Source organism: Methylophaga sp., from assembly GCF_030651745.1.
The window spans coordinates 1-11,701 of sequence record NZ_JAUSCC010000085.1 but is presented as its reverse complement, the minus strand read 5'-3'; the positions used below and the strand labels follow the sequence as shown (position 1 = coordinate 11,701).

The 11,701-nt window shown below is 44.5% G+C and carries 14 protein-coding genes and 1 tRNA gene; 11 read left to right on the top strand and 4 right to left on the bottom strand.

The features are described 5' to 3' along the window. From Q7V21_RS10170 to Q7V21_RS10125, 10 genes are all read left to right on the top strand, one after another. On the top strand, nucleotides 1-415 hold a 415-nt coding region (locus tag Q7V21_RS10170; protein WP_304917192.1), incomplete at its 5' end, for a hypothetical protein. Nucleotides 416-465: 50 nt separating this feature from the next. Then, entirely contained in the window at nucleotides 466-693 is a 228-nt protein-coding gene (locus tag Q7V21_RS10165; RefSeq protein WP_304917191.1) for a hypothetical protein, read from the top strand. 48 nt (nucleotides 694-741) lie between these two features. Next, nucleotides 742-1,305 carry a hypothetical protein gene (locus tag Q7V21_RS10160; protein ID WP_304917190.1) on the top strand — a complete coding sequence of 188 codons (564 nt, stop codon included), beginning with the start codon at nucleotides 742-744 and terminating at the stop codon, nucleotides 1,303-1,305. Between the two features lie 36 nt (nucleotides 1,306-1,341). Next, nucleotides 1,342-1,905, top strand: a complete 564-nt coding sequence (locus Q7V21_RS10155; RefSeq protein ID WP_304917189.1) for a hypothetical protein — start codon at nucleotides 1,342-1,344, stop codon at nucleotides 1,903-1,905. A gap of 142 nt (nucleotides 1,906-2,047) precedes the next feature. Beyond that, nucleotides 2,048-2,605, top strand: coding sequence for a tetratricopeptide repeat protein (locus Q7V21_RS10150; RefSeq protein ID WP_304917188.1), 558 nt, complete (start codon nucleotides 2,048-2,050; stop codon nucleotides 2,603-2,605). Nucleotides 2,606-2,666: 61 nt separating this feature from the next. Beyond that, nucleotides 2,667-4,607: a WG repeat-containing protein gene (locus Q7V21_RS10145; RefSeq protein WP_304917187.1), complete on the top strand. Its 1,941-nt coding sequence runs from the start codon at nucleotides 2,667-2,669 to the stop codon at nucleotides 4,605-4,607. Between the two features lie 77 nt (nucleotides 4,608-4,684). Beyond that, the gene (locus tag Q7V21_RS10140) at nucleotides 4,685-5,905 is read left to right on the top strand and encodes an SUMF1/EgtB/PvdO family nonheme iron enzyme (RefSeq protein WP_304917186.1); all 1,221 of its coding nucleotides are present in this window, start codon (nucleotides 4,685-4,687) and stop codon (nucleotides 5,903-5,905) included. A 154-nt stretch (nucleotides 5,906-6,059) separates the two neighbouring features. After that, nucleotides 6,060-6,449 carry a hypothetical protein gene (locus Q7V21_RS10135; protein WP_304917185.1) on the top strand — a complete coding sequence of 130 codons (390 nt, stop codon included), beginning with the start codon at nucleotides 6,060-6,062 and terminating at the stop codon, nucleotides 6,447-6,449. Between the two features lie 196 nt (nucleotides 6,450-6,645). After that, nucleotides 6,646-7,575, top strand: a complete 930-nt coding sequence (locus Q7V21_RS10130) for a hypothetical protein (RefSeq protein WP_304917184.1) — start codon at nucleotides 6,646-6,648, stop codon at nucleotides 7,573-7,575. Then, nucleotides 7,576-8,502 carry a hypothetical protein gene (locus tag Q7V21_RS10125; protein WP_304917183.1) on the top strand — a complete coding sequence of 309 codons (927 nt, stop codon included), beginning with the start codon at nucleotides 7,576-7,578 and terminating at the stop codon, nucleotides 8,500-8,502. 63 nt (nucleotides 8,503-8,565) lie between these two features. On the opposite strand, the gene Q7V21_RS10120 is transcribed toward Q7V21_RS10125, so the two are convergent. Further along, nucleotides 8,566-8,898, bottom strand: coding sequence for a hypothetical protein (locus tag Q7V21_RS10120; RefSeq protein ID WP_304917182.1), 333 nt, complete (start codon nucleotides 8,896-8,898; stop codon nucleotides 8,566-8,568). Between the two features lie 35 nt (nucleotides 8,899-8,933). Between Q7V21_RS10120 and Q7V21_RS10115 the strand changes: the two genes are divergently transcribed. Continuing rightward, on the top strand, nucleotides 8,934-9,434 hold the full coding sequence (locus tag Q7V21_RS10115) for a hypothetical protein (protein ID WP_304917181.1): 501 nt from the start codon (nucleotides 8,934-8,936) through the stop codon (nucleotides 9,432-9,434). Nucleotides 9,435-9,489: 55 nt separating this feature from the next. On the opposite strand, the gene Q7V21_RS10110 is transcribed toward Q7V21_RS10115, so the two are convergent. The 3 genes from Q7V21_RS10110 to Q7V21_RS10100 form a co-directional block, all read right to left on the bottom strand. Next, the gene (locus Q7V21_RS10110) at nucleotides 9,490-9,789 is read right to left on the bottom strand and encodes a hypothetical protein (RefSeq protein WP_304917180.1); all 300 of its coding nucleotides are present in this window, start codon (nucleotides 9,787-9,789) and stop codon (nucleotides 9,490-9,492) included. 23 nt (nucleotides 9,790-9,812) lie between these two features. Beyond that, nucleotides 9,813-11,183, bottom strand: a complete 1,371-nt coding sequence (locus tag Q7V21_RS10105; RefSeq protein WP_304917179.1) for a hypothetical protein — start codon at nucleotides 11,181-11,183, stop codon at nucleotides 9,813-9,815. A 405-nt stretch (nucleotides 11,184-11,588) separates the two neighbouring features. Then, nucleotides 11,589-11,673, bottom strand: a tRNA-Leu gene (locus Q7V21_RS10100). Nucleotides 11,674-11,701 lie beyond the last annotated feature (28 nt).

Sequence of the window (11,701 nt, the reverse complement as noted above, 5' to 3'; positions counted from 1 at the left end):
TCCCAAAACGCCAGAATATTTCTTTTGGTCGTCTTCGGAATATGTTGATGAGAATGGTGGTCATAACGGCTGGGCCATAAGTTTCCGACATGGCTTAGTTGGCCCCTATCACAGTAACTTTATGCGTGATGCCCATGTGCGGTTGGTTAGCACCTTGACCTCGGCTAAAACTTTAATAAACACATGGTACGCGGGTACATCTTATATCGGTACAGTGACCACCCAAGGAGTGACATGGCATTGCAGTGATGGCATTTGCAAGCTTAGCGGAGAATACGGTACCGGCCTGAACATGGCCGCCTGCAAGATGCTTTCAAGCAAAGTAGGTGGCCTCAGCTTTTACTACGATGAAACTGGCATGACTTGGAGTACCACACAAAATTCTGCTCTGCTGGAGGAGTGTAATAGCCACTAATATTAAGCTGGGTTCACCTCTAGTAATTCACTTAAGCTAGACAGTTTTTTATGACAACTAACGCTTATAAATTTCAGGCTTTTATTCAGCTAATCCTCTCAACGGCAATTTTGGGCAGGAGTGCTGTAGCGTTTTGGGTAGAACACAACAAGGCCGCCACCATGCAGGCATTTCTTGCCGAGCTGGACAGCTTTTGTGAAGACCGGCGCAAGCACTGGCAACACCCAGGCCGCTACAACGGCGCATTAGGTATCTTGGGCAGTTGTCGGGTGCAGTGAAAGAGTGTGATTAGAACGATTTATGAAGTGAAACACCTGGAGATACTAATGAACCCACCCAGATTATTTGTTTTGCGATTGCTCATTGTTTTTTCATTTGCGTGGGCGACCTCAGTCTTTGCTGGTGATGATTGTGTGAACTGTGGGACGGAGCTTTCGGTGAATTTTGAAAAGAAAGTTGACCCCGAAGTTATGCTGCTTATTTGTGCGGGCTTCAATGCTGGTCAGTTAGATTCAGCAAGAAATAACGGTATAAAGTTTTACGGAAGTGTTGAGAATTTCTACTCTCAAATGCATCAAATACAATGTCCGACTAATGCCCCTTCTCCTATCTATGATGGAGTAGATTTTGCTCCGGCCGTTGATGGTTACACGCAAATGTTTAGAGATCTAGCAAAGCTTCCGCCAGAAGTAAGGGCCCGACTTTTGAATAGGCCGACATCAGGGCGGAGAAAAGAGACAATTCTAGATCTTTTGGATCGAAGAATGAAGTTCGCTGCAGGTGCTGATAATGTTGTAACGCTTTATCAAGACATGAGAGTGAAGTTTATTGAACTTGGAGCAAAGAAAGTTAGCGAGATGACACCTGAAGAGTTGGCTATTTATAAATAAGCGTATCTGAAAAAACACGAATTTAGGGAACACCGGATGAACCTGGTTAAATTGTTTGTTCTATTTCTTTTACCGATATCTCAAATTACCTTGGCAACAACGGTCTTTGCTGATGATGCTTCTGTGCAGAATGGGACTGAGCCTCCGGTGAGTTATGAAGAGAAAGTTGACCCAGGGCATACACTGCTTATTTGCTCGGGCTTCAATGCTGGTCAGCTAGATTCAGTAAGAAAAGACGGTATAAGACTCTATGGAAGTGTTGAGAATTTCTATTCACAAATGTATCAGATGCAATGCCCGCCTAATGCGCCTTCGCCTATATATTCTGGAATCAATGTTCGAGCGACAGCTGATGGCTACCCGCAAATGTTTAGAGACCTGGCTAAGCTGGCACCAGAGGTGAGGTCGCGACTATTAAATAGACCGACATCTGGACGCAGAACAGAGACGATTCTGGACTTAATAGATAGAAGAATGAAGCTTGCTGCTGGTCTTGATGATGTTACAGAACTTTATCAAAACAAAAGAGCGAGATTTATTGAGCTAGGAGCAAAAAAAGTTAGCGAGATGACAGCTGATGAGTTGGCTGTCTATGAGTAAGCATGCTCAATGCTTCGAGCTTTGGACTCAGGTCTACTTTTGTAGAGAATCAAAAAATGTTAACCCTTGCCACGAATGACTAGGTGAGTAGGAGTCAGGGGATGTTACAAGTCTGGGCTATAAATCGTCGAGGATTTTGATAATGAAGTTTGCTTTGAGTGTGTTGCTACTCATTACCACCTGCCAGTTTGTTTTTGCTGATGAGGTGTTTGATGATGTTCTGACCAAAGCCCAGTCGGGTCATACCGATTATCAATACAAACTGGGAAGTTTGTATGAGAAAGGCCTAGGCGTTGCGCTGGATCACGAAAAGGCTGTGAGCTGGTACACCAAAGCGGCAAAAAACGGTCAGGCCGATGCGCAATGTAACCTGGGCGCTATGTATCTCTACGGCCTTGGTGTTAATCAGGATTCTCAAAAGGCTCTGAGCTGGCTCACCAAGTCTGCTGAACAAGGTCGGGCCTGTGCTCAATTCTATCTTGGCCTTATGTATGCCAACGGTCTGGGCATTGAGCGGGATGATAAACAAGCAGTTGATTGGTACACCAAGGCCGCTGAACAGGGGCTCGCGGATGCCCAATACAATCTGGGGCTTTTATATGAGAACAGCCAAGGCGTTACAAAAGATGATGAGAAAGCAGTGAGTTGGTACACCAAAGCGGCAGCAGCTGGGCATGCAGAGGCTGCCAAGCGGAAATGAGAATTGTAATGCTTTTTATTTTTTTACTAGCCTCATTAACCGGAGAAAACTGGGGCTCTTTATGATTGAACAGGTCAACCCTACATTCGCAGGTAATTTCAGGTGCAGTACCTTTCAATACCGTTTAAAGGCCAGGTTTTTTCTCGTCTTGTTGTTTATGGTGTTGTTGCCGGGGGGGGCTGCCGCACAAAATAAAACTGCAGAGGGCGACGGGAGCAGTGAACATCGATACCAAGGAGAGTTCACTATCAATCTGCAAGGGCGCACGGTCACAGATCCAAGGACCCAAACATCCCTTCCGATTGCAGAGGTCAAGGTTCAATGGGCGATGTGGGTGTTAATGGGGCAGCCAGTCAAGACCTTCGTTGCTAATTACAGTCTCCAAAATGCTGGAATGATCACCACTTCCGGTGTTGCCAGCTGCTGGAATGGAGAAGTGACAGTTGATAAGGGACGCCAAACATTTTGGATACAAACATCTGGAACCGAAAAAAAACCACTGGGTGAAATTTTTTCTACGTCGGTTTTCCGTGCATGGTTTATCAGCAAAGATCCCAAGCAGGCAGCCCTTTCTTCGCTGCTGAACAAAAACCACAAAGTTTTTATCGACTTCAAACCCGACTCGATGGTGCCTGCTTCGCTTGGTTTTGGCATTAGTGCCCCTGGAAGTCCCGAGTGGGATCAACTTTTTCAGCGTTCCAGCTTCGGCGATAGCGTCTATCTGACTGCGGCTGAAGCCAAGGAAGTCATGCGCCGCGGCTTGAAGCTCCAAGGTATTGAACTAATCGAGCCACATCTGAATGTGTCGACTGCCTTGGCACGGCATAATCAACAGGTTCGCATCGATTGCGAGGAAGAGCGCAAAGCGAAAACCAACGTCCAACCAGACGATAAATCGCCCAGCCTCACGGACAAACTGAATGCAAGATTGGCCGGTGAACAGGTCAAATCGGAATCATCTGTTGCAAATGAAAAGGCTAAACCAGACTCACCTATTACAAATGAAAATCCCCAATCAAGCGATAAGTTGTCCAGCCTGACGGATCGACTTAATGCGCGACTGGTTGAAGCGGGGGCCAAATCAGGTTCATCTACCAGTAACGACTCGGGTAAAGACGTCACTCACAAAGCGGAAAATAAGAATTCGAAACGAGGTGAAGCTACTGACTCTGGTTTGGAGCCATTTTGTACTTTAGAACAACTTTATAATAGTGTTACAAGGTTCACTCACGAAAAATGCGACAAATGGGGTTACAAAGATCGTGCAGGAAATGTAGTGATTGAACCTCAGTTTGATTCTGTTAGAGAATTTCATTTCGGTTACGCCGTTGTCGAAAAAGGATACAGAACTTACTTTTTGATCGATACGACGGGAAAAACTGTGTTGGGGCGATCGTTTGATGGAATGAAAAATTTGGGTGAGTTTGGACTGCTGGCAGTCAAAAAAAATCGTCGGGCGGAGGTATGGTCCTACATTGATCTTAATGGCAACACGGTTATGGATACAGACTACGTGGAAGCATATCCGTTTGTTAATGGATATGCCCGAGTTGTGCATCGTGGTGTTGGTAAAAATACTGAGTATCTGAACCGGGATTTTAAGATGATAGCTGGTCCATTTTATAGCGGTAAAGACTTTAGCCGCCAAGGATTGGCAGTTGTAAAAACATCGCAAGTAAACCGCTTCGGAGGACACGAAGAATATCGGTATTTGAAGAAAGATGGCTCATTTATGGGATCCTACGTGAATGCATACAGCTTTAATGAGTCTGGGTTTGCGCCTGTAGCGAGAAGGAAAGGTCACGATGAAGAAGCTTGGGGAATAATTGACATCCAAGGCAAAGTCATAGTCCCACTGGATTATCGCGAAGCCCTTATCAAATATCTTGATACTGGAGAAGTAGAGTTTGAAGTATTGATTGATAGCGTTGATGACGAAGTTTACGTTCAGCGATTTAATACCCAGGGCGAGGCAGTTTCCGGGAAGGAACGTAGGGAATAACTAAGAAGAGACTAGCTCAAATGAACTTAAAACACGCCATCCTCACTTACCTGTTCCTGCTCTTAGCCAGTCCAGTAGTGATAGCACAAAACGCCGATCTGGATCAGGAAATTATCATTCAGCGGCTACTTACCAGTCTGGAAAATAAAGATCATAAGGATGTGCTGTTGCAGATCGACCGGCTCCGTCAGGTAGACCCAATGTTATCAGGCGAGATCCTATATTACGAAGCCAGCTCAGCCTACGCTACCGGAAACAAACAACGCGCAGAGCACGCCGCACGTGCATATGTGACAAGTGTAGGTCAAAATGGTCCTAATTACAGTGCTGCACTGACCCTGCTGGCTGATCTCGAACGGGAAGTTGAGGCCCAGGAGGCGGTCAGACGTAAGCAGGAACAGGAGCAGGAAATTCTACGCAAAGCTGCGGCGGAGGCAGAGCGTAATCGACAGGCAAGTGTGGAAGCGGAACGGATGCGCCAAGCCGCTATTGCAGCAGAAGCAGAACGCAAGCGACAGGCGGCTCATGAAGCAGAGAGTATGCGGATTGCACGCATCGTTGAGCCAGCCGTGAAAAGCATACTGGCCAGCCTGAAGGAAATTCCCGGTGGTAATTTCATGATGGGAAGTGATAAGTGGCCAGAGAACCCTACACGCCTGGTAACCATCAACCCCTTCCGGATGATGGAGCACGAAGTCACTTTTGCTCAGTGGGATGCCTGTGTGGCGGCTGGCGCTTGCAGCAAGCCTGGTGATATGAAATGGGGGCGTGGTGATCAGCCAGTAATTCGGGTAAGCGGTGAAGACATCTTAGATGGTTTTATTCCTTGGCTAAATAAAACTACCGGCCAAACATTCCGGCTGCCAACCGAGGCGGAATGGGAGTATGCGGCTCGAGCAGGAACTACGACTAAGTACAGTTGGGGGGATAACATCAGTTGTTCTCACGCTCGTTATGGACGCCCGAATCCTTTGGCTCCGGATTCGCCAGCTTCTTGTGGCAATGATAAGGGGACAATGCCAGTTAAGTCCTTTGAGCCAAACGCCTTCGGTTTGTTTGACATGCACGGTAACGTTGCAGAAATAGTTCAGGACTGTATTGGATTGGGTTTGAATAATTATGAAAACTCGCCCTCGGACGGGCGTTCCGCAACAAATTTTGAGTGCGAAGCGCCATTTTCTCGTCATATGATTCGGGGGGGATCTTGGAGTAGCGAACCAGATCAACTGCGCTCAGCTTACCGAGAAGGTTACGAATTAAGTGAGGCTACTGGTTTTCGCCTAGCCCAGGACCTTTGATGAAACGCTGAGCACGTCGGAATCAACTCTATTTAAAATAGAAATTGTATGACGAAGATAAAAAACTATGCAGAACTCAAACTCTCGCAAGGGCCTAATTTTTGTAGTGAGTGTGAAATAGCCTAACGCAGGTATGCAGGGAGAGAAGGTACCAATGAGAATTGTAACGCTGTTTATTTTTTTACTAATCTCATCAACCGAGGTGCGTTCAGCTGAAATGCTTCTTACATGGGAGTCTATTGAGGAAGGTGAAGCCCAGGCCGAGGAGTGGGTTAATTCTTTGACGGAGAGTGAACTGTTGGCTTTGGGTAACATGACTCAACAGCCGGAGGAGCTGGAGTTCGTTCGTGCCTTTTATCCTTACTTGCTTCCAGAAGGTTTTTTTAATCGAAATATGGAGCTAACTTGCTACCCGTCTTTCCTTGCCTTTCAAAGTGCGAAGGATCAGAATGCATTTAAAGTGTGGGAGCAATGTATTGGAGAACTATGGAGAGATGATCCGCCGGGCCTGATTGCTCAGGCTTTGAAGGAGCTTAAACCTTAATTTTCTCCAAGAAAAACGTTATCGAATCGTTCTGGAACGCTAATCACTATTTAAGGAGCCAAGCTCAAAACTATTGCGCAAATCTCAAAGAAGCAATGATAATGTGCAGGGTTATAACCATAAGATTCAAGTGCCGTAAAAGTTAATCACTTTACCGATCAGATTACGACGAATGTGGAAAAGGAGTAAAACTTATATGGACGCAACAACTGTTCTACGTCGTCTGCTGCTTTTTTTGTTTGTAAGTTCTAGTTTGTTTATTGGCTCTGCATTTTCTCAAAGCTCCGATATACCTGCTCCAGAGCAAGCAATGTTTGTTGTTCCAAAGCTGTCTCAAGGGCCTGATTTCCAAGTTTTCTCACTAGCTGTCTCACAAGGACAAGGTAGTTCTTTAGTTAAGCTTCTAAATGACTATTCCTATTACCAACGGGCACTGGTGTTGCCATCAACCAGTATGCGGATGAATGGTTCTGTTATTCATGAAGAGATATTGGCGCTCAAGAAGCGTGAGCACCCAGATAAAGATGGTTTACTGAATCGGCCGACTTTAATCATAGGTGGTAAGTTATCGTCATCAGACAATTCACCGCTAGTCGATTTTATCCAATTAAGGTTGCCTGATGTGCGGTGGGAAAATCAGCAAGACCCCGTTTCGGAATTTATTGTAAAGGCAAAGGTTGTTGGTGGCAGTGAAGAGCTTTCAATGCAGACATTTACTCACACACCAGTGCCCATATGGGTCCATGACCGACTGCCCTTTGGATTTAACAGTTTATTGCCCCAAGGGCTCCCTGATGAAAAAACAAGTCATATTGTCGATTTCCCCATTAAGAGTTACCAATTAATGTTTGCGATAGAGCTGAATAAAGCCATACAAAATGGCGGCACGATACAGTTCTCGGTGTATGAAGTGACTTATGATTATAGAGAAGCATATGACCCATACGATGATGAGGTCTATCTCGAGGTTGATACTAAGCAAGGAAATCAGTTATACGAGATAAACTATACTTTTGAAGATGACCCACATAATGCCGCTGATAGAAATCTAAAGGCCATAATCGGCAATGGTATTAATGCATTAAATAGAGGCGAAGGCTTTTATGTCGGGCCGGTTCAAAACTAAATGATTACAAAATTAAAGTGGGTTCTATCGATACTTTGGCGAGTGCCGGTAACGTTGTTAATTGCAATAATTGGTTACGCTATTTTTACAGGTGTACTGGTTAAAGTTAGGGATGGCGTTAGCAATGAATGGTACACCGTTAAAAAGCTCGCTGTGCTCATCGAGCACTATGATAGTTATGTTTCGACTAATAAAAATACTAACCTTGAGATTCAAACTATCGACTTATCAAATGGCGAATACCTGATTTTCAATGAGGGTACTAAGAATGAGCGCTATGTCTTTACACTCAACTTACCAAATGATTCACATATTTCAACGCGCGAGTTACACAGCAAAACGATACCCACTGACTTTGAAAAAGTCCCACTGTATAGGCTCAAAGAAGATCTCAGTATTTACGCGATTGATCCTCGTGTTCAATATGAAGAGTTTAAAGACGTTGGTGCTTATATAGTCAATTTTATTTTTTCTTTTTTTGGGATCATTATGGGCGTTGTTTTTTTCATGAGGATGGGTTTTTGGGTATGGGAAAAACACCAGCCTCTTGAATATTCAGCACAACAAAAACTCAAAACGGCTGCTCCGGCTTCTGCTCAAGAATCAACCAACTATACGATTAAATTTGGCTGGGGAACATGGTTAGTTTGGGCCTCATTGCTTGTATTGCTACCTGTTACAGTTGTTGTTGGTGATTGGGTTGAGATGCCAATGACCCAAACAGAATGGGAAGATTTATTGTTTTATAGTGTTTTTGTTGCATGTACTTCTTTTATGGTGGTGTTTGTTATTGAGATTTTCTCAGCTCGCCATCGTGCTCAAAATGGTTTGCCCCAGAGTCGACACCTTTTATTCTTTCCATCTTTAGTTCTGTTTATAGTGTTACTTGTTCCTGCAATTTCCTGGATGCGTTACCTGTTTGTTTAATATTACTTGCTGATACTTTAGCGACTCAGTAACACTAGCTCCGCTTAAGAATCAGTGACGTATTCAGATCCTTGGTAACAAACGACAATGATTCACTTGCAGACTGTAAGCACTGAAAACAACTTTTACTGGTTGCTGATAACGTTGACTTTCTGCTAAACAGGTTAAATGGACTGATTTAGCGGTTAATGGTGCAGCTTTTTCCAAGACATTGACTTGATATCCATATAGAGATGCTACGAAATGCAGATCACGAACCGTTAACTGCTCAGTTAGTAATGGTTCAGGTTGTGTTTCTTGTGATTTGACAGCATTATTTTCAGCAGCGACATACGTTGCCGACAAGGCCAGAGAAAAAACTATAAGGATTAGATGCGATATTTTAAACAGCTGCATTTGCTGATCCTTGTTAACAATAAAGGAATTATTTGATGTTAAGGTCTATTAAAAATCTACTGCTATTGTTTTCAGTGGCTTTCCCCGGCTTGTTATTTGCTGATGTTGAACTCACGCCAGGCCACTGCGCAGGGTATATGCCGGTCATACTGGAATATCAGGCTAAATCGTCTGAAAGCCGCGAAGTCTCTGAGTTATCAGGAAGCTTACACCTACTGCAGGCGAGAAGGGATAGAGAGCAGGCAAAAAGATATGTCGATAACAGCCCGCTGATGAGAGAGTTGCATCAAAGCCAAGTATCTTCAGACTTTGACAGTGATTATCAATTTGCAGCAGATATTGCTATGCAACAGGCTACTTTTCTTGGATCTGCAACAGCAGAAAAAATTAAGCTTCAAGCAGAAGAATTTGAGGCCTTAGGCACACAAATCCGTAACATGACGGAATGGTGTGAGGCGATGCTGGCTGAGGCATCAAAGATTGGTAACAATAGGGCATTAGGGTCGTTTTTTGAATCCATCACCAAGGGTGACTGATACAGATTTTGACGCAATTATTGAGCGAGCATGCAGTCTGGTTAAAAGCTGCGTTTTATTGTTCCGGTTGCGAATCGACGGAATCCAAATATATTCCTTCAATCATTGTTTCCAGTAATTCCAGATAGCGATCTACTTCCTCTGGCATGTCATGTTCATTAGCAATTTTTGCCATTTCAATCGCCACTGCCGCATGGACAAAAACATTATTACGACTTGCAAGACAACCACCAAGCAGGCTCAACTGTTGATCTGGTCCTGATAATGACCGAGCTTTATCCACCACATCGTAACAAGGGTCAGGCTCGGCCATTAAGCTCGCAATTAACAAGCTTGCATGAAATAAAGGCGACATTTTTTCTCTCCTGAAAAAGGCAGTTAATCACCGGACAATATGGATTGGATCAACCATCCCTGCGAGGTAGAGACAATTTCCATACGCATATCGAAAGGCGAGCGTAAAAAGGCTTTGTCGATATAGCCACGCTCGCCAGCAAAGGTTTCTACTAGTCGAAATCTGGCATTTTCATCATAAGGGGATTGCCATTCAACTCGCTCAAAGTTGAGTTTTCGTAACACTGGTGCATCCTCTGTTGGTAAGGCATGCATTGATGTATCTGCTTGGATGGTGATGTAGCTGTCGAATGAAAAATCTACCGACTCACTGCCAACGCAGCCGGTAAAAGGAACACAGAACACATCTGAACTCAGTTGAATTCCGGGAAGTGCCAGTATTTTATCCAAGCTCTGCCAGTCCTCATCAGCACTATCCTGAGTCAGCCAGCTTTGTAGATCCTGATGCCCACCACTGCCACCGAATCCGAGCATGACATCTGTTGCGGTTAAGTCGAGCAGGACAGCAATATCTCTTTGCTTTACAGCCGATTTTAGTTGTTCGAGAAAATTCGTAATGGATTGATTCTGTTGTTCAGTAACAGCAAATTGGTATTGGTTGGTAAATGGTGCCAGCAGCATGTCACGCATGTTTGGCAGGTCGTCTTCCAATATCATGGCAACGTTAAGATTATCTGATACCGGCAATAATAATTGAAACCAGTTAAACGCTGATTCGCTGAGTTCATCATCAAGATCGAAGCGCAGCATCGTCAGTTGAAGTTGCAGGTTGGTGCTATCAAGTCGGTATTCAGCTGTTACGGCACATGCCTGCTGAAAATCCAGATAATCATTCTGTTGTTGGTGATCTAATAAAGCTTGCAGAAGCTTACTTTGTTGACTTGCCGAGGGCGGGCCTGAGTTGGGTAAAAGCAAGGCTTGCACTGCTTCATAAGCGGATAGTTCACTGATTAAATGTATGGCGCCGTCTGGTTCAATCCAGATATCGGTAATCCCCTGACAGTTTTCGCCAGTGCTGTGCAATTGCCCCTGCTCAAGTAACCGCTGAGTCGATTTTTTGACCTCTTTACCGGTCATTATCTCAGTGGAAACAGCATTCCCTCCCGATTCTGTTCTGAGCAGATAAACGGCTGCACCATCATCTGCAACAAACCGTTGATAACCCAGTGAGCCAAGACGTTCTCCAGCAGTATCTCGCGGACGTTCGTAAGTTGTATAACCAAAATAATCAAAGACGTCACTACTCGAACCTGTTTGAGGGCAGTTCAAATCGAGCGGCTCGAGTAAAAAATCATTACGCAAGCTGGTTCTGGGATCAATGTCTAAACAACTGGGATATATTTCTGCAGATTCGTGATCAATATTCGCTGTAGCCATTGCTGAATAGATTGCCATTAGCATAACTAGCAAAGCTCCCATGGCTCTGCTCGGCATGCCAGGTTGTTTATTTGGTAGTAGGTGTTTACGGCTTAAATGGATATATCGTATATCACTCATCTGGACTTTCTCCTATGTCCAAATAATAGCCGGAAGCTGTCGATGATAACCAGAGCGATCCAAAATTAAATTTAACTGGAACGATATATTGAAGCCATGCACTGCCTAGAAACATTGATATTTTTGTGGGAGTGGGGAGAGTTGTGCTTGTCGTTAAGAATTAACTATGAAGCGGGGACAACCAAAAGGGCTCAGGAAAACAAATGAAAATCTAACGACATTGATGCAAATAAAAAGCCCCATCAGCATAACTGATGGGGCTTTAATATTCTGGATAACCTATTGATAATACTAGGTTAATGTTGGTACCGAGGGCGAGAATCGAACTCGCACTTCCGAAGAAACCGGATTTTGAATCCGGCGCGTCTACCAGTTCCGCCACCCCGGCAACAAGCCGAGCATTATAACGAGGGCTG